Annotated in this window: 21 protein-coding genes; 1 reads left to right on the forward strand and 20 read right to left on the reverse strand. The window is 40.5% G+C overall.

The window, feature by feature from the left end; all coding sequences use genetic code 11:
- Positions 1-3: 3 nt before the first annotated feature.
- The 20 genes from aroC to ACJ9PY_RS16640 all read right to left on the reverse strand — a co-directional run bounded on the left by aroC (position 4) and on the right by ACJ9PY_RS16640 (position 22446).
- Positions 4-1176: a chorismate synthase gene (gene aroC, locus ACJ9PY_RS16545; protein WP_034308003.1), complete on the reverse strand. Its 1173-nt coding sequence runs from the start codon at positions 1174-1176 to the stop codon at positions 4-6.
- A gap of 361 nt (positions 1177-1537) precedes the next feature.
- Positions 1538-1729, reverse strand: a complete 192-nt coding sequence (locus ACJ9PY_RS16550) for a hypothetical protein (RefSeq protein WP_101226107.1) — start codon at positions 1727-1729, stop codon at positions 1538-1540.
- 92 nt (positions 1730-1821) lie between these two features.
- A complete protein-coding gene (locus tag ACJ9PY_RS16555) occupies positions 1822-2769 on the reverse strand; it encodes an IS110 family transposase (RefSeq protein ID WP_411738497.1) in 948 nt (315 codons plus the stop codon).
- Between the two features lie 225 nt (positions 2770-2994).
- Complete coding sequence (locus tag ACJ9PY_RS16560) at positions 2995-3810, reverse strand: CheR family methyltransferase (protein WP_411738597.1); 816 nt, start codon at positions 3808-3810, stop codon at positions 2995-2997.
- 187 nt (positions 3811-3997) lie between these two features.
- Positions 3998-4444, reverse strand: coding sequence for a nucleoside-diphosphate kinase (gene ndk / locus ACJ9PY_RS16565; RefSeq protein WP_034308008.1), 447 nt, complete (start codon positions 4442-4444; stop codon positions 3998-4000).
- A 96-nt stretch (positions 4445-4540) separates the two neighbouring features.
- Positions 4541-5503 carry a heptaprenyl diphosphate synthase component II gene (hepT, locus tag ACJ9PY_RS16570; RefSeq protein WP_053535594.1) on the reverse strand — a complete coding sequence of 321 codons (963 nt, stop codon included), beginning with the start codon at positions 5501-5503 and terminating at the stop codon, positions 4541-4543.
- Between the two features lie 34 nt (positions 5504-5537).
- A complete protein-coding gene (locus ACJ9PY_RS16575) occupies positions 5538-6248 on the reverse strand; it encodes a demethylmenaquinone methyltransferase (RefSeq protein ID WP_034308012.1) in 711 nt (236 codons plus the stop codon).
- A 3-nt stretch (positions 6249-6251) separates the two neighbouring features.
- On the reverse strand, positions 6252-7082 hold the full coding sequence (locus ACJ9PY_RS16580) for a heptaprenyl diphosphate synthase component 1 (protein ID WP_063575744.1): 831 nt from the start codon (positions 7080-7082) through the stop codon (positions 6252-6254).
- Positions 7083-7332: 250 nt separating this feature from the next.
- Positions 7333-7581: a trp RNA-binding attenuation protein MtrB gene (gene mtrB / locus ACJ9PY_RS16585; protein WP_034308017.1), complete on the reverse strand. Its 249-nt coding sequence runs from the start codon at positions 7579-7581 to the stop codon at positions 7333-7335.
- A gap of 20 nt (positions 7582-7601) precedes the next feature.
- Positions 7602-8168 (reverse strand): GTP cyclohydrolase I FolE, encoded by a 567-nt coding sequence (gene folE, locus ACJ9PY_RS16590; RefSeq protein WP_034308020.1) that lies wholly within the window; start codon positions 8166-8168, stop codon positions 7602-7604.
- 305 nt (positions 8169-8473) lie between these two features.
- Positions 8474-8746 (reverse strand): HU family DNA-binding protein, encoded by a 273-nt coding sequence (locus ACJ9PY_RS16595; RefSeq protein ID WP_034308023.1) that lies wholly within the window; start codon positions 8744-8746, stop codon positions 8474-8476.
- Between the two features lie 504 nt (positions 8747-9250).
- Complete coding sequence (spoIVA, locus tag ACJ9PY_RS16600) at positions 9251-10729, reverse strand: stage IV sporulation protein A (RefSeq protein ID WP_034308024.1); 1479 nt, start codon at positions 10727-10729, stop codon at positions 9251-9253.
- Between the two features lie 233 nt (positions 10730-10962).
- Positions 10963-11688: a hypothetical protein gene (locus tag ACJ9PY_RS16605; protein WP_268936402.1), complete on the reverse strand. Its 726-nt coding sequence runs from the start codon at positions 11686-11688 to the stop codon at positions 10963-10965.
- A gap of 13 nt (positions 11689-11701) precedes the next feature.
- The gene (locus tag ACJ9PY_RS16610; RefSeq protein WP_048681698.1) at positions 11702-11899 is read right to left on the reverse strand and encodes a DUF2768 domain-containing protein; all 198 of its coding nucleotides are present in this window, start codon (positions 11897-11899) and stop codon (positions 11702-11704) included.
- 698 nt (positions 11900-12597) lie between these two features.
- Complete coding sequence (locus ACJ9PY_RS16615) at positions 12598-13971, reverse strand: putrescine aminotransferase (RefSeq protein ID WP_048681701.1); 1374 nt, start codon at positions 13969-13971, stop codon at positions 12598-12600.
- Positions 13972-14273: 302 nt separating this feature from the next.
- Positions 14274-16382, reverse strand: a complete 2109-nt coding sequence (locus tag ACJ9PY_RS16620; RefSeq protein ID WP_057276285.1) for a sigma 54-interacting transcriptional regulator — start codon at positions 16380-16382, stop codon at positions 14274-14276.
- Between the two features lie 853 nt (positions 16383-17235).
- Positions 17236-18573 carry an APC family permease gene (locus tag ACJ9PY_RS16625; protein WP_063575742.1) on the reverse strand — a complete coding sequence of 446 codons (1338 nt, stop codon included), beginning with the start codon at positions 18571-18573 and terminating at the stop codon, positions 17236-17238.
- A gap of 375 nt (positions 18574-18948) precedes the next feature.
- Positions 18949-20001, reverse strand: coding sequence for an NAD(P)H-dependent glycerol-3-phosphate dehydrogenase (locus ACJ9PY_RS16630; protein WP_034308035.1), 1053 nt, complete (start codon positions 19999-20001; stop codon positions 18949-18951).
- Positions 20002-20017: 16 nt separating this feature from the next.
- Positions 20018-21328, reverse strand: a complete 1311-nt coding sequence (gene der / locus ACJ9PY_RS16635) for a ribosome biogenesis GTPase Der (protein WP_034308039.1) — start codon at positions 21326-21328, stop codon at positions 20018-20020.
- Between the two features lie 497 nt (positions 21329-21825).
- Complete coding sequence (locus tag ACJ9PY_RS16640; protein WP_063575741.1) at positions 21826-22446, reverse strand: hypothetical protein; 621 nt, start codon at positions 22444-22446, stop codon at positions 21826-21828.
- Positions 22447-22558: 112 nt separating this feature from the next.
- Here ACJ9PY_RS16640 and ACJ9PY_RS16645 point away from each other — a divergent pair, with 112 nt between their 5' ends.
- Entirely contained in the window at positions 22559-22690 is a 132-nt protein-coding gene (locus ACJ9PY_RS16645; RefSeq protein WP_065311210.1) for a YpzI family protein, read from the forward strand.
- Positions 22691-22731: the final 41 nt, after the last annotated feature.

A 22731-nucleotide genomic window follows, 5' to 3' on the forward strand; every position in this document is an offset into this window, starting at 1 on the left:
GATTTAAAACCCCTTTACTTCTTCCCGATATGATCTTATGTACTCTGCTAATTGCTCATAACGATCTGAAGGGAATTGATCAACGATGGCAGCTGCTAGTTCCCATGCCACTACCGCCTCAGCAACTACTGCTGCTGCAGGAACGGCACAACTATCGGAACGCTCGACACTTGCTTCAAACACTTCCTTCGTATCAATATCAACACTTTTCAAAGGTTTATATAAAGTGGGGATCGGCTTCATCACACCGCGTACAACTATCGGCATTCCAGTTGTCATACCGCCTTCAAAACCTCCAAGGCGATTGGTTTTCCGGTAATAACCCTGTTCTTCATCCCATGCGATTTCATCATGGACATCACTGCCGAATAGATGGGCCGCTTCAAATCCTAGACCTATTTCCACCCCTTTAAATGCATTGATGCTCATTATAGCTGCGGCTAGTTTTGCATCAAGCTTACGGTCATAATGCACATAACTTCCCACTCCTACCGGCATTCCTTCTACAATGACTTCGACGATTCCGCCGATGGAATCTCCTTTTTGTTTCGCTTCATCTATTGCATCCTTCATCTGCTGCTCTACGTTTTTGTCGAAACATCTAACGGAAGATTCTTCTGTTACCTGTTGCAATTGCTGGATCGTTTCGTATTTTGGCGGTTCTGCCTTCACTCCGCCAATTTCCAAAACATGCGATGCCACTTCTATCCCCAATAAAGACAATAGTTTTTTTGCGACAGAACCTGCCGCCACCCTTACTGTCGTTTCACGGGCTGAAGATCGTTCCAGAACATTTCTCAAATCGCGGTGCCCATATTTAATCCCGCCGTTCAAGTCGGCATGACCAGGGCGAGGCCGGGTGATTTTACGTTTAATTTCTTCAGCTTCCTCTTCTGAAAGCCCTTCACTTCCCATAATCTTTGTCCAATGTTTCCAATCATCGTTCTCGACCACCAAAGCAACCGGTGAACCGAGTGTGTAGCCATGTCTGATTCCTGAAGAAATAAAAGCCTGATCTTTCTCGATCTGCATCCTTCTTCCACGTCCATGCCCTTTTTGCCGGCGTCCCAATTCTTGATTGATATCCTCATTCGAAATCGGCATTCCTGCCGGTAATCCTTCAATGATAGTAGTCAGTTGCGGACCATGTGATTCTCCCGCTGTTAAATATCTCATCTTCCAGCCCCCTTTTAGCACTTTAAAGTGTATATGTATCAATATACCACAATTTTATGAAATGTGGGTATATGTAAAACGTAAAAACCATATTGTTTGAATTTAATCACTTTTCACTCTATTTTACAAGTACTTAAACATTTTCGATATAGTTTTTCTTTCAAATCAGAGTTCTACTGGGATTTGCTATTACTCGACAAACGAAAAGGACTGAACGCCCATGAGCAGAATCAGTCCCTTTTTTAAAAAGTATTTACTTTTTTGTATGAAAACACAATAGTAAAAAAGCCATGCTAAAATAAACCCTCCATATTCTCATTTTTTTGATGGGGGTAAATGTACTATGTCGTTATTTAACTGGTTATGCAGTTTGTTGTTCAGATGGAGCGATTGTATAGCCTTTCTTTTTTAGGTATTCGATCATTTTTAATTCTTTGTTATTTTGTTTTTCTTCAAGGTAATTTGAGCCTAGTTCATGATAAGGTTCTCCTGTTTTTAAGATGTTGTAAGTAATTGTTAATAGTAAATGGGCAGATGCGATTCGTCCCTTCATTTTCCCCTGTCGTTTAGTAATCCTTTTTCGATGTGAAGCAATTCGATTATTTTGCCTTGATGTTGCTAATACACATTCTACGGCCATTGTTTTTAAAGCTTTATTTCCTTGTGTGGTTTTACTCGTTTTTTTTTACCAGCACTTTCGTAATTTCCAGGACTCACACCAGCCCAAGAGGCAAGATGTTTAGCTGACTTAAATACGGACATATCAACACCCATCTCCGCAATAAAAGTGGCTGCGGCAGCTTTGTTCACACCAGGTATACCATCCAATAATTCTACTTCCTTACGATAGGGGGACAGGAGTTGATCGATTTGTTTTTCCAATTCTTCTATGGTTTGTTCTAAATAACCCATATGATCCCAATGGTAACGCAACATATCACGATGATGACGGCGAATACGACCATTAATTGCACTGGCAATGTCAGTTATACTTGCTTTTGTTCGCCAATCCACCATTTTTCGAAGACCATCGGTCTCTATTTTTTCACCATTTAGAATCGCTTCAAGGATACGACGTCCCGATAAACCAAAAATGTCTGATAGAACGGATGTTAGCTTGATATTAGCATCTTGAAGGATTTTGTGAATGCGATTCTGCTCTGATGTGCGATGATGAATCAATTTTTTTCGATAACGAGTAAGATCTCGTAAATCACGAATATCCTCTGGTGGGACAAAATTGTTTTCAATAAGTCCGCATCTTAGAAGCTTGGCAAGCCATTCGGCATCTTTCACATCAGTTTTACGCCCTGGAACATTTTTGACATGTCTGGCATTGGCAAGAACAAGGTGAAAAGAACCTTCGAGTATATTCCATATTGGTTTCCAGTAGACTCCGGTACTTTCCATCACAACATCGGATACCTGAAGGGTAGCGAGCCAATCACTTAAAGCCAAGAGTCCCGTTGTTGTAGTGGAAAAAGTTTCAATAGAGGTCTTTGGCTTTTTATTTAATGGACCAAATAATACACAGGCTACTACTGTTTCTTGGTGTACATCTAGGCCAGCACACCGTTCAATCATTGCTTCCATAGGAGAAATCACCTCAAAAAAGATTAACAATACATATGACAGGAGATTTGTTACAAAAATTTTTGTATACGTACTAGCAGTACACTAAATGGTTCTTCCATACTGTCACAACCAGTTTCTTATACAGGGTATCTTCCTTAAGATCCACCAAAAAAAGTTCAGCCTGGTTGTATTGTTATTTTCCATTATTGTCAAGGGGTTAATGGGTTAGACTCTATTTTGAGTTTAGATTTTCGTAGTAGATGGTGGCGGCGAGGAGCGCCGCCATAGGAGTTTCTTATAAAAAAATGTGTCGATCGTTTCAAATTGATATTTTCCAGGGGTGAATATTTGCTCTGTACTTCCTACAAAAAAAACCCCGCCGCTTCTTAGTGATGCACTGAATTTTTCATATAACAAATTTTTGGCTTCTTCCGTGAAATAAATTAGCACATTGCGGCAAATGATTAAATCGAACCCCTGTTCAAAACGATCAGCGAGAAGGTTTTGCTTTTTAAATGTCACCCTTCTCTTGATTTCTTCATCAACGCGATAAAATTCTGCTTTTTTTTCAAAGTATTTCCTTTTGATTTCTTCAGGCACTTCATTTAAGGAACGTTCAGGATACATCCCCAATTCCGCTCGCGCCAACACATTTTCATCCAGATCCGTCGCCAATATCTCTATCTGGCTAAGTGGAACCAGATTGGATAAAATCATGGCAAGTGTGTATGGTTCCTCTCCAGTTGAACAGGCCGCACTCCAAATCTTCAACTTTTTTTTGCTTGCTAATAAACCTGGAAGGATTTTCTGCTCCAACACCTTCCATCTTTTCGCATTTCGATAAAATTCGGAAACATTGATTGTCATTCTATCCAGAAACTCATTTAAAACTTCGGGATTGGTTTGAATGTCTTTATGGTATTCACGAAATGAATGATATCCTCTTTTTTCATATAGAGATGTCAATCGCCTTTTCATTTGCCCTTCCTTATATAATGCCAAATCAATGCCTGTCAGCGTTTTGATATTGCAAATAAACTCTTCATATTCTTGAGGCATTCCTACGACTCCCCTGCACATAATTATTTAAGTGGTCCTTCCCTATATATATCGGAGAGTGCCATATTTTCTTTAAACTACAATAATTCCTTACCGTGCCGGTAAGCTAAAAAAGCAATGCAAAAAAAAACGGGTTCCATCGCATAATGACGATGGAACCCGCTTCCTATATAGTGATGAGTACTAATTAATAAACCCACTCGTTTACAAGTTTAGAATACTCAACAAGTTCTTCTTCTTTGAAGAATAAACCGATTTCACGTACAGCGCTTTCAGCTGAATCAGATCCGTGAATGATGTTTTTGCCGACAGTTACCGCAAAATCGCCACGAATTGTTGCTGCTGCTGCATCTTTAGGGTTAGTAGCACCCATCATTTGACGTGCTGTAGCGATTACATTTTCACCTTCCCAAACCATTGCGAAGACAGGACCTGAAGTAATGAAGTCCACTAATTCGCCAAAGAAAGGACGTTCTTTGTGCTCGCCATAATGTTGCTCAGCCAATTCTTGAGAAATGACCATTAATTTTGCTCCTGCAAGAAGGAAGCCTTTCTTTTCGAAACGGGAAACGATTTCACCGATTAAATTGCGTTGAACGCCGTCAGGCTTTACCATTAAAAAAGTTCTTTCCATGAATGTCACTCCTAATATGTATCATTGTTATTTGCCTATATAAGGCAATACTTTTAGAATATTACCATTGTTTGATGAGTTTCGCAACTCCCATTATCAAAACTTTCTTTTTCCGATATTTTTCGCGATATCCGATAAAGTTTTTCTAGCTTTAATGGCAGGAAGACCCTTCAACTCAGTAAAAGCTTTTTCTAAATACATATCACTGATCCTCGCTGCCTGTTCAATGGCACCGGAAGTTTTTATCGCATTGATTATATGGGACATTTCATCTTTTGGCGTATCTTCCCGAACAGTTTCGATAAGCTTTTTTAACTTTGGATCCTCCATAGCGATCAAAACGGGTAAAGTGATATTACCTTGAATCAAATCACTCCCGGCCGGTTTACCAAGCTCTTCTTCCGACGCCGTAAAATCCAATATATCATCGGTGATTTGATAGGACATACCGACATAATATCCGAATTTAAATAGCTTTTCGTGAATTCCCTCTTCAACACCTGCTGAAATGGCTCCCAACTGGCAGCTGGATGCAATGAGCAATGCCGTTTTCCGTTTGATCCGTCTAAAATATATCCGCCAATTCTGTTCGAAATTATACTTATCTTTAATTTGTTCAATTTCCCCAAGACATAGTTCAACCATGGTATCAGCGAGAATTTGATGCGCAAGCGGAGACTCGATGACCGCCATCATTTCCAGTGCACGAGCAAAAATGAAGTCGCCTGTGTACATGGCGACACGATTATCCCATTTCGACTTGATGGTAGCCGACCCCCTGCGTAAATCCGCATCATCCACAACATCATCATGTACAAGGGAAGCCGTATGAATCAGTTCCAGAGTCGCTGCGACATGCTTTACGACATGAATATCATAGTTGCCAAACTTCGCACCCAATAGGACGAATACCGGACGGATCCGTTTTCCACCGGATTGCAGTAAATGCAGGGAAGCTTCCCTTAAAACCGTGGAATCCGCTTCAATTGCGGCTTCCAGCTCTTTTTCTATTAATTGCAAATCTGCATTCAAAAATGAATACATCATTTTAAATTTCATACATTCCACCCAGCTTTGTCCATTGCTATTCTGCTTATTTTGAAGGCTTGTACCCGAAATGTGTTGCTGCTACCCCACCGAAATGGGCTTTATAACTGACATTTTCCATTCCTGCCTGCTTAAACATGTTTTCAAGCTTTTTCATGCCTGGGAAATCTCGAGCCGATTCCTGCAGCCATGAGTATTCACTATAGCTTTTTGCGAATAATTTGCCGAACATGGGCATGATGAAACGGAAATAAAAATAATATCCCTGTTTAAAGCCTAGCATCGTTGGCTGTGACGTATCCAGGCAAACGACCATACCACCTGGCTTCGCTACACGGTTTAATTCTTTAAGCACTTTCATGTAATCAGGGACATTCCGCAGCCCGAAACCGATCGTGACATAGTCAAAGCTATTATCCTCAAAAGGAAGTTCCATTGCATTCCCATGCATTAGGGAAACTTGATCCAGATTGAGTTCCTTCACCTTTTGTTCGCCGATTTTCAGCATGTTTTTACTAAAATCCAGACCAACAACCTTTCCTTCTGGTCCTACTTCATTAGCAAGGGCAATGGTCCAGTCCGCTGTTCCACAGCATACATCCAGTGCATGGGCGCCTTTTGGGACATTCATGATGGCCATTGTAGCCTTCCGCCATTTAAGATGCTGTTTAAAGCTGATGAGGGAATTCATCTTGTCATAATTTCCGTAAATCTTTTCAAAGACATGATGAACTTTTTGCTCTTTAGACTGCTCCATGATTCACCCTTCTTTCACATATGAATTTGCCATACTCTCTGTTTGTTCCAAGATGGCCTTCACTCTTTCCAGTAGTTCATCATCCAACTTTGCCAGCTTCCGCATCGAGCGCTCTACGGATTGCCTGGCATCCCTCAGGCACTTGTCGAATTGGGTGCGTACCAGTTCTTCCTTTTCCGAAATGGGAACATCCCCACCGATCGAGTCATCAAAAGGCATTTCCCTTAGGGCATCAAAAACTATTGATTCCCCCGACTTCATATAACTTCTCTTCTCGGCATGCAACCGTTTTACAAGCAGCAGATCTTCCGATATCTCTATCCAGGCAGGCTCATTATAGTAATCCGCAAGTTTCTGAATCAGCGAAGCCTCGATCGCTTTTATCGTCATTAAAAGCGTTGGTACATCTTGAATCGACCCTTGTTGGTATAGAATGATTTTATTATCATTTATTTTTTTTATCGCGCTTGAAAGGATACGGATCATATCAACATTACCTATACTGGCAAGCCCTTGATAATATAAGCCACTATAGTAATCACCGGCAAGCACTTGTAATTGGCGATTTTTCAATACCTCCGGCGACTCGATTCCTTCACCCGAATTTGAGACGATTTCATGGGTATCCAGAGCTATTTGCACTAACATGGTTGAAATGATGTATTGATTCCGTTTTTCGCTTGTAACGTCCAAATCGTTAAACAATCCCCAAAGCAACATCAGTTTATCTTCGTCCAAGCTTGGCTTTTGTATATACTTCAACAAATATGGATGTTGAGCTTTCGTTTCTATTAATCGTTTTAATTGCCTTATGTCGTCCGTTATGTTTAACAATTGAGATCACCCTTGCATCCCCGAAAGATAATTTTTTTCATACATACATATTGGTTTCTGTCTGTGTAAAATACACATTATTATACCATAAAAACAATCAGATGAAATGGTCAACGTTTATAAAATGAAACTTCCAAAAACAAGGAAATCATCGACTTTTGCTCTTCAAAAAATGGATGCGGGAAATTTACAGCTTGTTAAACGCGATATCAGGTGATTGATTTATAATTAACCAAGCATTGAGAAACGATCATTTGTCAGGTGAATTCTTTTTGGAATCACTTTCTATCTCTCCGAATGGAGTATAGACCTTTGCATGGCCCCTGATTTTAATTGCCGAGGTATGCTCCGTGAATTGTGCGATCATCACCTCTCCTGAGTCCAGTTTTTCGGAGTGGTGAAACTTGGTGTCCGTTCCCCTTGTCAACCCGATGACATTCACACTATCCTCAATGGCTTTGATTACGACAAAATCATTCAGAATCTTTTTATCATTCATTTTTTCCTGCCCCCATATCCTTAGTCTTTAATGAATGCCAGTACTTCAGCTCTAGTACGGTGATCCTTCGCAAACGTTCCCCTTACAGCTGAAGTCACTGTTTTAGATCCGGGTTTTTTCACGCCTCGCATGGTCATGCACATATGTTCAGCCTCTACTACAACCATTACACCATGAGGCTCGAGCTTTTCCATTATCGAGTCTGCAACTGTAGAAGTGATGCGCTCTTGAAGCTGCGGACGCTTCGATACAGCCTCAACGGCCCGTGCCAATTTGCTTAAACCAGTCACTTTTCCGTTTTTCGGAATATATGCTACATGGGCTTTCCCGTAAAAAGGGACTAAATGATGTTCACATACCGAGTAAAACGGAATATCCTTTACAAGTACGAGTTCTTCATGGTCCTCCCCAAAAACAGTATCGAAATATTCCTTTGGATCCTGATTAAGTCCAGAAAAAATTTCTTCATACATTCTGGCTACACGAGCAGGAGTATCCAGCAGTCCTTCCCTCGTTGGGTCTTCCCCTACAGCCTCGAGAAGCATTTTAACCGCTTCTTCTAATTTGGCATGATCAACATTAGCCATTTTTTGTACCTCCTAAAAAATCAATAATATTATGTATTCAGATAAAAAAACCAAAGCGCGTTGCACCCGGAAATCCATAATTGCAATTATAAAGCGACCGATTACCCAAAGATTGAAGCCCTTTAAAGGCGGTTTCGCCGGAAGCGGTTTCGGATGGGTATTTTCTTGTGACAGATTTACCATCTGAAGCGTATCTAAAATATTCACTGTCTTTTATATTATCACAGATGGAAATTAAGAAGCAAAAAAAGGACCGCGTTTTCACGCGGCCCTTTTCGGTTAAGCACCCGTATGTAATGGTAGAATTACTTCACTGCATCTTTCAGCGCTTTACCGGGTTTGAAAGCTGGCACTTTGCTAGCTGCAATTTCGATTTCGTCACCAGTTTGTGGGTTACGCCCTTTACGAGCCGCACGTTCACGAACTTCAAAGTTACCAAAACCGATCAATTGGACTTTATCACCGTTTTTTAGAGCTTCTAAGATTGTATCAAAAACAGCATCAACAGCTTTTGTAGCGTCTTTCTTAGAAATTTCAGTTGCTGTAACAACTTCATTAATTAATTCTGTTTTGTTCATGCCATTCACCTCCTCCCAAAAGGAATCTTTATAAAAAATCATTATTACAACACTATAATAGTGATTTGATATTAGCTTCGGTCAAAAAATTTTCATTCCCTGACAATCAGGGATTACCAAGCCGATTTAATTTCCAAATAATTCATTCAGAAATTTATAAATAGGTTGAAATCGCTGTTATAACGCGTTTTCTGTATGTAGATTATCACAAATCCTATAAGCTTAGCAAGGGAATTCAAAAAATAATGGGAATCTTTTCATCAATAATTGTATATATTATAAATTTTGTCTTTCGCTATTCATCATTTCCCTTTTTTATAGAAATTAAACTTATTATATTGCTGAAAATCGCTTAACCACAAGGTTTTTTCAAGATTATACTAAAGAACAGCAGATTAATTCAAATATTAGCGTTCATAAATGATATTTTTCTTTCGATCCTGCCGTTTCTTCCATGTAAAAAGACCAATCCATAAATGGAGTTGGTCCGGCCTTAAACGTTTTCTATAAGATGATGGCAATCAAACCGCCACTGCCCTCATTAATAATCCTCTCAAGTGTTTCTTTTAATTTATAGCGTGCATTGTCTGGCATCATCGCTAATTTCACCTGTATGCCTTCCCTTACGTAGGAACTTAGGCTTCTTCCAAAAATATCGGAGTTCCAAATGGAAAGTGGATTGTCTTCGAAATCCTGCATCAGATACCGTACTAATTCCTCACTTTGCTTTTCCGTACCGATGATTGGCGAGAATTCGGATTCGACATCGACCTTGATCATATGGATGGAAGGAGCTACAGCTTTTAGCCTGACACCGAACCTGGCTCCCTGGCGGATGATTTCCGGTTCATCAAGACTCATATCGTTAAGGGATGGGGCTGCGACACCATATCCTGTTTGTTTAACCATTCTCAACGCATCGGCCACCTGATCATATTCTGCTTTCGCATACGCAAAGTCCTGCATCAATGATAACAGATGATCCTTGCCCCGAATCTCCACACCGACAATTTCCTTCAGAATATCATCATATAGTTCATCCGGGGCGTATAGGTCTATTTCTGCAACCCCCTGCCCCATCTCAATGCCTGCAAGCGCTGCACGGTCAATGAACTCGAATTCATTGAAATGACCGACTACACGATCAACATCCCTCAGGCGCTTAATGTCCTTGACTGTCTCTTTAACCGCTTCCTGGTAACTTTCCCTTAACCAATGATCCTCGCGCAGAACCATTACCCAGCTCGGGAGATTAACATTGACCTCGAGAACAGGAAATTCGTACAAGGCCTCGCGCAGTACGCTGTAAACATCCGATTCCCGCATTCCTTCGACACTCATGGCCAATACGGGGATATCATACTTTTCCTGCAAGGATTCCCTCAGTGCTACCGTATTCGGGTGGTGAGGCTGAACGGAATTGACAATCATGATAAATGGCTTGCCAACCTCCTTCAATTCTTCGACGACCCTTTCCTCGGCCTCTAAATAATCACTTCGCGGGATTTCTCCTATCGAACCATCCGTCGTAACGACCACACCTAATGTGGAATGATCCTGAATTACTTTACGAGTACCGATCTCGGCAGCTTCATTGAACGGAATCGGCTCTTCATACCAAGGCGTGTGAATCATGCGGGGACCATTTTCATCCTCATACCCTTTTGCCCCGGGTATTGTATAACCGACACAATCGACTAAACGGATGTTCACGTCGAGACCTTCAGCTACTTGAATCGATGCTGCCTGGTTCGGTACGAATTTGGGTTCCGTCGTCATGATCGTCTTTCCGGCAGCACTTTGTGGCAATTCATCCTGTGCCCTGGCGCGGTCCGCCTCAGACGGTATATTCGGAATGACGACTAGCTCCATGAATTTTTTAATAAATGTGGATTTTCCAGTCCTGACGGCACCGACCACCCCCAAGTATATATCGCCACCGGTCCGTTCAGCTATATCTTTAAAAATATCTACCTTTTCCAAGGTATCCCCTCCCGAATTAGAGTTTTGGGATTTCGTTTATCCATTTGCATTTATTTAGGACAATATATATCTATGATGTTGTCCTAAAAATTTATTCCATTTATTTCCCTGGTTCAATCCCTTCCTCCACCAGAAATTTTTATATAAGGGTTGTTATTTTAAAAGTAAGATGAAATAAAGATAAAAGAAATAACCCTTCCCCTACAATATATTTTGCAGAAGAAGGGTTATGCCTATTTTGTAAGAAATATTGGAGTATTTGTTTTTTCATCAATTGTATATGGTAACGAATAGGCAGGGACGAACTCCGAACTCCGCACCAGCAGTTCCCGGATATCTTCACCTTGCTTGATTTTCCCCTCATTCTTCTTCAATGCCTCAAGTAAATCCGGGGTATAATCAACAAAAACGCTGCCTTGACCATCGACTACAAGGTATAAATCTTTTTGTGAAAATGGACTCGTGACCGTCGGAGCTTCCTTCAGGCCCATCTTTTCATAATCAAGCGTGAAGACATTATCGGATAACCTTTCCTTAAACGGCGGGTATCCGTTGCTTTGCTGATAGGCAGTCAATCTCAAGGAAACATCCTGAATCTTCTGCGCCATCCTGACATCCAACAGCTTTACAGTCGGATCTTTTTCAACATTAACGAGGATGTATTGAAAGACACCCCCTGATTCAAAGGCATTGTCCGGCGGTTCAGCCATATACCTCGGCGAAATCTTAGAAAATTTTATGACATATTTTTGATAAATCGGTGTCCCTGCATCTTTAGTAACTATCGGCAGTATGCCGCCTTCATCCTTCTGAAATTGATCCACTGCACTTTGGACGGATTGTATTTGTTCTTTATAAGGCAGTTGGTTTTGCATTTTTTGCTTCTCCGGATATAAGCAGCCGGATAATGATACAGAGATGCATAATAAACATAATATTTTGAAAAAATTTCTCATCATTTCTCCTCACCTATCAAGTGGTTGGCCCGCTAAGAACAACGATAAGGATGATCAAGCCGGCCAGAATCATAAGTATGTATGCGATAATTGCTGTCAAGACTCTCCAAAAACCTTTTAATTTATAGCGGCTTAAGTAGATTAGAAATATAGAGATAACCATAAAGCCCATAGCTATAAAGGATATCCACATTTTTTGCAGAGCAGGTGTCATATCTTCATCACTCCTTTTTCCAGAAATTATTATAACATACCAAATTACGTTAAAGGAATTAAATCCTTGTCCAATCTGTGTAATTCCCGTTTTCATTACTCGTTCTCGTGAAAAAAAATTCTGAGATCCAGTTATAAAACGAGAAATATGTAATTATTCCCTCCTCCAAGCAACAAAAAAACAGCGCAATGACTGTTTCAGTTTATAAACAAACTCGATAATAATTGAGTTTGTCGACAGTTTTTTAAGGTGTTTAAAATTTGACCGTTGATTGGAACGTAGGGCACTCGCTTTACCGGAAGGTCCGCCCTCGGCTCTATTAGCGCCTGTGGGGTCTCCCTTGGCCCCGTTTTCCCGCAGGAGTCTCGTACGTTCCGTTCCAGTCAACCTTGTGTTAACAGGAAGATAAGCTCCTTATTTAAGGGTGAATACTCGAGGTGGTGAGGATACCTTTGATCAGCTTGAAATGTTTACTTAGAACACCTCTTGCAGATTAGTAGAATGGAGGTTCCCATTCATGTAAAGAAGATGGCCACCTGGACTTGACGAAGGGGAGAAATGGTGGAAATAATGACCTTGGAGAGTTCATCATTATCTAAAACTGCTACAAATTCAAAAAGGTTTCGGAATGATACCATTCCGAAACCTTTTTATCTACAGTCTGAATCAGCCAAAGGCTGTTTTTCTGCTTTTTTTAATTAAGATTGAAGAGTTGGCAAGACTTCTTTAAACGCTTTAATTACTGTATCGACTTCATCCAGCTTAATAGTCAATGATGGCTCGATCCTGATTGTTTTGGAATTAATAAGCGTACCTGCCACCAAAATGCCTTTATCAAAAAGGGCTTTTGAGAATTCATAACCCACTTCATCTTTATGGAACTCAATACCGATCATTAATCCTTGGCCACGGATTTCCAGCACCTTATCTTTGTGCTCAGCAGCCACTTCCCTTAACCCATTTAAGAAGTATTCTCCAACTTCCGCAGCACGCTGCGGTAAGTTTTCTTCTAAAAGTACGTCGATCGTAGCGATGGCCGCAGCACAAGCTAATGGATTTCCACCAAATGTCGTAGTATGCATGAATGGATTGTCGAACCAGCTTTTAAATACTTTCTCATTGGCTACAACAGCGCCTGCAGGCATTACACCGCCACCAAATGCTTTCGCTAAACAAATAATGTCCGGAACAACATCATATAGCTCAGAAGCGAACATTTTACCTGTCCGTCCCATTCCTGTTTGCACTTCATCCAAGATCAATAACGCATCATATTCGTCACATAATGCCCGAACCTGCTTTAAATAATCCTGCGGAGGCAGAATGACCCCTCCTTCACCTTGAATAGGCTCTAACAGTACAGCAGCAACATCTTCACCGACCAATGCACAACTTTCAAACGTTTTTCTCATCATATCCACATCACCGAACGGTACATGGCGCACACCTGGAACCAACGGGATGAACGGTTTTCTGAACATGCCCTTTGCCGTTGCCGATAGGGAACCAAGGCTTTTCCCATGAAATGATTTTGTCGTGGAAATGATCGTGTATTTGTCACTGTACATTTTAGCCAACTTAAGTGCAGCTTCCACGCTCTCGGTACCGCTGTTCGTAAAGAATGAGTATTTTAGATCTCCCGGTGTGATTTCGGCAAGGATCTTGGCAAGCATTGCACGTAATGGATCAAGTAAGTCCTGGCTATGAAGGGCTTGTCTTTGCAATTGATCGGTTACTGCCTTTACTACTTTAGGGTTACGATGGCCAACATTATAAATACCAAAGCCACCTAAACAATCAATATATTTTTTTCCATTTACATCCGTAAAACAGGAATCTTGATCAGACCACTCCACCGAAGCGAACTGTGTGTCTTTAGTGACCGTCTTCCGGTATTCCAAAAACCCAGGGTTTACATGGTTACGGAAATTCTCGACCGTTTCTCTTGTTACCCACTGTGCATCTTCTTTTGAAATTTCTTTCTGCTCGATTAATTGAAGAACTTTTTTAATATAATCTTGAGTTGCTGATTGGTTAGCTTGAGTGTTTTTACTTTCTACGTTAATTGACATTTTATAATCTCCTTTTTTTATAGCTTTAGTTGATGGGTTAATTAAGTTTGCTTGTTTTATGAAACTTTGATGCTTACCTCCCTTTTTTCTTATACTTACTAATCAAGCAAGAAGCATGCCAAGTTAATTAACCAATAAATCGCATTTTTTTAAAAAAACCACTCTAAAACTATGCAAATATGCATATCGTTATTTCACTTTGCATAATCAAGTTTGGGAAATCATTGAAAAGCTTCGAAAATGCCTTCATAAAAATAAAAGCCGTTGACAAGTGATTTTCATCACTCGGCAACGGCTTTTGATCAAAATGCATCATTTTCGATTTTCTTACTTTGTTGTTCAGCTAATACTTTTTGATACTTCCTGCTCACTGACGATTGACTTATCCCGAGCGCTTTAGCCGCTTTGGTCGTGGTTTTATACTGTTTCATGGCAAGCATGATCAATTGTTCTTCCACATGATCCTGCGCTTCCTGCAGCGGAAGGATTCTCGTAATGATGGGTTTCGTTTGTTTAAAGTCACTGCCCACAGGTATGAACCTTTGAATGAAGTCAGCATCGATCATCTCTTCATCTGCAGAAACAACCAACCTTTCAATCATGTTCTGCAACTCACGAATGTTTCCCGGCCAAGTATAGACTTCCAGTATATTTAATGCATCAGGGGAAAAGTGATAATTCCGCTGATACCTTTCATTCAGTTTTTGCAGGAAATGAAAGGCTAGCGGCGGTATATCCTCCGGCCTTTCCCTTAATGGGGGCACATGTATGGGTATGACGTTCAACCGATAGAATAAATCTTCCCGGAACGTGCCCATCTCGACCATTTTTTCCAGACTCTTATTCGTGGCCGCAACAATTTGAACATCAATGGAAATGGGTGTAGTGCTGCCAATCGGAATCACTTCCTGTTCCTGGAGTACCCGCAGCAGCTTGACTTGCAGATGTATGGGCATGTCACCAACTTCATCCAGGAATAAAACACCTTTATTGGCCTGCTGAAAGTATCCTACCTTCCCATTTTTATCCGCTCCTGTAAAGGAACCCTTCGTATAACCAAACAATTCACTTTCGAGAAGGTTTTCCGGAATCGCCCCGCAATTTATCTTCAGGAAAGGCATTTTAGATCGCCTGCCCATTTTATGAATGGCTTCAGCTATCACTTCTTTACCTACTCCCGACTCCCCATTAATTAATACAGTAGATGAAAAATGGGCGATTTTCTTGACTTGGCTGATTATCTGCTCCATTTTAGGACTTGCAAAAACCAACTCTTTATAAAATTGATCCTGTTTTTTGAAAGAGTCCAGTTCTTTCCTCATTTCATTTAATTCCGATTTCAATTGTGTCGTTTCAGTTATATCCCTTGATGCAATGACTATTCGATCTATTTCCCCTTTTTCATTGAACACAGGGGTGCCGACGGAAAGGACTTTCTTATTCATTTTCGTATCTTGGACAATCGATACTTTCTTTTTTTGTTCAAGGACTAACCGGGTTACCGAAGGATTAAAAATCCCTTCATCCTCTAATTGCAAGAGATTCTTCCCGATATAATCTTTTAAGTCCTTCCCCCAGAATCCCGAGATGATGCTGTCACTATAGCGCAGCAGCTCTCCTTTTTGATTGACTACAAGTATTTCATCATAGATATTCGCTAAAATGGCATTCAAATCTTTATTCGAGCTTTTTATCAATTCTATTTCCATGGCCATTTCCTCAACCATCGGTAAATCCTGAACAATGATGATCAGGCCTTCGACTTCTTTTTCATGGTTCAGAATCGGGCTATAGTCGACAAGCACACTCATGACATCAGTAATCTCCAACTGATTCAGAATACTGCTCCCGCTGGCAAACACGCTATGTATATGCTGCTTATTGAAGATGCTCGCAGCAGGTTCATTAAGGACTTGTTCAGAAGGTTTTTTTATCATCTTCAAGCCTGATTCATTGAAGTTCACGATATTCTTTTCTTTATCAGCCACAAATATCCCCATAGGAATGGAGGTTAATATAACATTTAACAGGTCTAAATTTTGTTTGCTGTCCTGCTTGAATAATTCAGCTAATACATCTTCCCTTTTTACATAACCGGTTAGCAGGCCATCATCCGTTTTTATCAGTACGATAGGCTCACCGATAATTTGAAACAAATGCGGCAAGGAAATGTTAGGGTGCAATTTACAGACATTATCAATCGAAAAAGCATACTGTAAAAGCTGATCGACTGTCGTTATTTTTTCATTTAACGGGAGGTCATCCATGCGGATATACGCAAACACTTGATTTTCCTTCATAAGAAAGAAGAAAGGTTCCTGTATCTCATGAATATTTTGGTCTGAAAATGTAGGCTGATCAATTGTTATAGTTATGAATGGTCTAATTTTATCATCCGGAATAGATAACACAGTTTCACTCTCCTTTTGTAACCTAACCTATATTTTATCACAATTCCGAATTGCAAGATAAAAAATAAGAGGCACCATTACTCATATCCAGCATTTACCTTTACTCATCCCACGACAAAAGGGTCCTTAAACGGACCCTTTTGACCTAAAAACCTGATATGCAGCTTAGACTTATTTTATAAAGGACCGTCCACCTTATCTTATACATTCCAATCATGTTTGAATTTTGCTTATTCCTGTTTGTTATAATTCATGGATGGCCGTCCTCTGCTAGGGCTTTTTATACAGATAGGACAGCTCCCTCCATACCGTCATTACGGCTTCATACCCTGTTTTCAACACTATAAGGAACCAAGGGGGGTAACATATATGCTTCCATGCTTCTGCCCCCGTCGCTATTCCTTATTCATCCCCCTACATAATTTCCCAGATAAATAACACCCACTTTCCCAACCATGACACGGGATCCGTCACAATAATCAGTAAATTCAATGCTTATGGAAAGGTCAGTACAGAAGGAAATTTATTAAAAGCAATATAATTGAAATGAATAATTAATCCACCAGTGTCGACTAACCTGCAAAAACAGGCGTATGTATGAATGGACATATAAACCTATACCGAACCTGCCGAAAGAATGACTTTGCCAACATTACATAACCGTACGCCGGGAAAAGCATTACCATGAAAGCTCCCGGGCACCATACTAAGCGACATATTCTTACCCTAAGCGCTGAATACATGTTGCTAACGCCATGAACGGAATAGACAACAAGCAATAGCATTAATGACCTCTTCATTTCTCATCAGGCATATAACACCCTCCCTCGTGTAATGAAACAGTAGAATAAATTCACTGTGCTTTTTCAAATTGGAATAACGGAGGGGATTCCGTAAACCATTTTGTCCGATATAGAAGATAACCAATCCCAATTACCGCCCAGACTATTCCTAAAATCAAGGAACTCATCTCGAGATTAAGCCAAAGGATGAAGACCGAAGCCGCGCCTAAAACCGGGGACAGAATAGTTGAAAGAAAACCTTTAATCGTTCTGAAGCTTTTGTTTCTTATCGAATGGACGATTACACAAATATTCACGAAGGTAAAAGCGATTAATGCCCCAAAGTTTATGAGGGAAGTGGCCGTAACCAAATCAAGGAATAAGGCAACCAGTGATATCGACCCGACAAAAATGACATTAAAAAATGGCGTGTTGTACTTGGGGTGGACAAACCCAAATAGTTTTTTCGGAATCATTTGGTCACGCCCCATGACATATAGCAACCTAGAAACACTAGCGTGAGATGCAAGACCGGAGGCAAGCGTACCGCATAAGGTTCCTGCAAGAAAGAATGCCTGAAATAACTTCCCGCCCACGAAAAGGGCAATTTCCGGAGAAGCTGCTTCAGGATCGCTAAAACGGGAAACATCCGGGAAAAATAACTGTGTAAAGAATGATGCCGTCACGAATAAAACCCCTCCGATCAGGGCAGTCAAAAAGATGGCCCGGGGGACCGTTTTGGATGGATTCGGTGTTTCTTCCGATAAAGTAGTGACTGCGTCAAATCCCAAAAAAGAAAAACAAAGGATTGTAGCACCAGTTATGAGCGACGAGATTTCCATATGGGGCCCGATGAATGGATGAACCGACAAGACCTCTCCAGTCCCTTCTCCACCCATGACTCCTTTAACGACAAGTGCCCCAAAAATGATGATGACCAACATTTGAAAAAAAACAAGGAAGCTATTAAAGTTGGCCGCAAAATTAACATTGAATAAGTTAATGACTGTCATTAAAAGGACAAATGCCACCACCCATATCCACGGGTATACTTCCGGAAAAAGAGCAGTTAAGTATATTTTTGTCAAAATGCCGTTCACCATCGGTAAAAATAAATAGTCAAGTAACGAAGACCACCCGACGAGGAAGCCTAAATGCGGACTGATCGTTTTTTGTGTGTACGTATAGGATGAACCTGCCTGCGGATATATTTTAACCATTTTTCCATAACTGGCTGCTGTAAACAACATTGCCAAAAGAGCAATGATATAAGCGGTCGGCACATGCCCCCCGGTTTTTTCGGAAACTATCCCGAATGTATCAAAAACAACCATCGGCGTCATATATCCAACACCGAGCAATACGATATGCCACAAGTTTAATGACCTTTTCAGATTACCTGTTTGCATGTATCATTCCCCTTCCTTTTATGCGAGAAAAGTTAAGACAAACTTTTCTAGCCTCCCTTATAAATTGTTGGTCATATTACACTTCGCAATTTTCATACCAAAAAAAAGGGTCGATTTTTAACAAAAAACAAGGAAATATGTAGAATGATTTATGCAAATTCGAATAATCTATTCAATTATTCATAAACAGAAGATTTTTTGCCAATAAAAAAAGCAGAAGATATTTAGATATCTTCTGCTCATTTGACTAAATCCCCCGTGCCGAGGTCAAATTACTAGTTTACTTTCGTTGCATTGTATGCTGATACACGGCAAGGCGCATCATCAAATGCCTAATTTAATGAAATTCTTTTATGAAAATCAACAGATTGGAGATTAATCCTGCTGCCTGCTGTCCAATATGTTAAAAAGTTCTTCCATCTCATTCGTTTTTGAACGATTCATCAAAAGGTCAACTGCCTTTTTCACTTCTTCCCCATTGAATAAAACATCGTACAGGGCTTCGGTGATCGGCATATTCACTTCGTACTTTTGGGCTAGTTGATAGGCTGCTTTAGTGGTTCTGACACCTTCAACGACCATACCCATGTTTTCCAAAACTTCTTCAAGCTTTTGCCCTTTACCAAGCATATTCCCAGCTCTCCAATTACGGGAATGAACGCTTGTACAAGTGACGATCAAGTCGCCAATTCCAGCTAAACCTGAAAACGTTAGTGGGTTAGCCCCCATGGCCACCCCTAGACGGGATATTTCAGCCAACCCTCGAGTCATTAATGCAGCCTTGGCATTATCCCCATAGCCTAAACCATCCGTGATGCCGGCAGCCAAAGCGATGATGTTCTTTAAAGCCCCTCCGATTTCAACACCAATCAAGTCCGGATTCGTATATACACGGAAATTATTATTGATAAAGATGTCCTGAACCCTTTCGGCAGCTTTCATATTCTTTGAAGAAACGGCAACTGTTGTCGGGTGACGTAAACTGACTTCTTCCGCATGGCTCGGTCCTGAAAGAACCACTATATCCTTAAGCCATTCTGACGAAGAGACTTCTTCAATCATTTCCGATATACGAAGCAGGGAATCAGGTTCAATTCCCTTACTCACATGAACGATTGTCAACGGTTTATCATGAGCCTCTTCAATCTGGCCAAGCACTTCCCGGTAGGCTTTTGTCGGAACAGCCAAGATTATTATTTCAATCCCGGCCAATGCTTCCTTAATGGAAGAATAACCTTTAATCCCCAAAGGCAATTCAATCCCAGGCAAGTATTTTTCATTCGTATGATTTTGATTGATTTCATCGATTTGTTTCTGATTATGTCCCCATAATCTCACTTCATGCTGGTTATCAGCGATTACAAGCGCTAAAGCAGTCCCCCAGCTCCCAGCTCCAATCACTGCGATACTTTCTTTTTCTTTTACCACGGTATAACCACCTTTACTATTTTCTCTGGCGTCCAAAAATTCGTATTGGTGTTCCTTCAAAACCAAAGGCATCCCTAATTCGATTTTCTAAAAATCTCTCATATGAGAAATGCAATAACTCCGGATCGTTAACGAATACGACGAAAGTTGGCGGCTTGATGGCTACCTGTGTCGTATAGTAAATTTTCAAACGGTTTCCATTATGAGTCGGTGTCGGATTCATTGCCACGGCATCCATTACCACTTCATTCAATACATTTGTCTGAACCCGGATAGCATGATTCTCACTAGCCTGATCAATGACCGGTATTAAGGTATGTGTCCGTTTTTTCGTTAAGGCAGAAAGATAAATGATTGGCGCATAATCCAAGAACAGGAAATGAGCACGGATCTTTTCTTCAAAATCCTTCATCGTTTTTTCATCTTTCTCGATGGCATCCCACTTATTGACGACGATGATGACCGCCCTACCCGCTTCATGGGCATATCCCGCAATTTTCTTATCCTGCTCACGAATTCCTTCTTCAGCGTTCAGGACTACAAGAACAACGTCTGAACGTTCAATTGCCCTTAATGCACGAAGTACGCTATATTTTTCCGTACTTTCATACACCTTGCCTTTTTTCCGCATCCCTGCTGTATCAATAATGACATACTCTTTGCCATTATACTTATACGGAGAGTCAATCGCGTCACGAGTCGTACCTTCAATATCACTGACAATGACGCGTTCTTCACCTAACAATGCATTGACCAGAGAAGATTTACCTACGTTCGGTCTTCCAATCAAACTGAATTTAATGACATCATCAGCATAATCCGGGCCGTCAAATTTAGGGAAATGTTTAGCCGCTTCATCCAGAAGGTCACCAAGACCAAGTCCATGAGACCCGGAGATCGGGAATGGATCGCCAAAACCTAACGCATAGAAATCATAAATTTGATCTTTCATTTCTGGGTTATCGACTTTATTTACTGCAAGGACAACCGGCTTTCTTGATTTATAGAGTATCTTTGCGACCTCTTCATCAGCAGCCGTTACACCTTCACGACCATTCGTCATAAAAATTATCACATCAGCTTCGTCAATGGCAATTTCAGCCTGCTGGCGAATTTGTTCTAGGAACGGCTCGTCACCGATATCAATTCCACCTGTATCAATAATGTTGAAATCATGTGTCAACCATTCACCCGAACTATAAATCCTGTCCCGGGTCACTCCTGGAACGTCTTCAACAATCGAAACCCGTTCTCCAACTATTCTATTAAAGATTGTCGATTTTCCCACGTTCGGACGACCGACTATCGCAATTACCGGTTTTGGCATTGCTATTCACCCTTTCTGCTACTATATCTCTGTCAAAGTCACGAAATTCATGAATGCATTTATTACGGTTGCTTTGCATTATTGATTTTCATAATTTCCTTTTAAAGGAAAAGGTTGTATTCATCATCATTTAAAGGAATCTTTCATCAGTAAGGATAATCCCCACTGATGTTCAGTTAAACTCATCAGGTATTCACGGGCGGTTTGTCCACTTGACGCCCCGGTTCCTTAGGTGACATGAAGCTGAACCCTCTGCATGCTAAAACTTGATTCTAAACAGCCCCAAAAAATGAAGAAAGCTTCGGCATACGGCTTCCTTTTTAATTGTTTAGAGCATTTTACGATTTATCTACAGACCTCTAACTATCCTATAGTAACAAATTTCTCGCCAATCAACAATGATTGTATGAATAAAAGCCTTCCAATTCCAATTGGTTCCATTTATATTTCTGCCTTTTGATAAAACAGATAATACCCCATACTAATTTTCTCCATACTCATTGATTAAAATTCTCTTTTCCTTGTTTTGATAAAAATCTCGAATGGGAAATTGTATAAATGTATTGGCCAACCAGTTCCAACATTCTCCACAGTATGTTTGCTCCCAATACCAGCACGGCATTATCATGCCATGCGTAAGCAAGGGCCACATAAGGTAAAGAGTGGTAAGCAAGTAATCCGGAATATATGATATCTCCCAGCAGCATCCCAATTAAAAGGACGAACAATCGATGTTTCCAATTTTTAAAAAGTAATAATATAAGATAATTCAGGAAAATACACAATAGATAAGAAGGTTTCATTATGAGCCATATCGGATCAAGTAAAGAAAAAAGTTGAAAACTCGCATAGGCGAGAGTGATAATAAGACTTCCGCTGATCAGTTCCATCATCTTGATGATTGATTTCTTCCTAATATATACACACAGAATAAAGAAAAGATACGGTCCGCTCAAATGCACGGAAACCAACGGAGACTCCAGTTTATAGCCCGCTAATACCATTACGGCTAATAGATGAAAAAGAAAATCAAAACGAAAGGGAACCGTTTTCGGAATAAAATACATGACAATGACCCAAACTATCCATGAAATCCAATAAAATATAATTCCATCCATGCAGCGTCCCCCCTTTTAGGAACATTATGGGTTGTTTATTCAAAGTATAAACGTTAAGCACGGCATTAAATGAGGAAACCTTACCCCATTCATTTAAAAAGGAGGTGTGAACATGGGAAAAGATCGACAAGAGAAGAAATTAAGAGAAAGTAAACGGGTGGAGTCCGACAGGGACCAATCACTGGGTCATAAAGGGGCAACAAGAATGGAAAGCCCTGAAGAGGCACGAAAAAGGAATAGTTAAGTCTATCCATGAACAAAAAGGAAGCATCTCCATTCGATCCA

Source organism: Peribacillus sp. S4, from assembly GCF_046715815.1.
GTDB lineage: Bacteria > Bacillota > Bacilli > Bacillales > DSM-1321 > Peribacillus > Peribacillus frigoritolerans.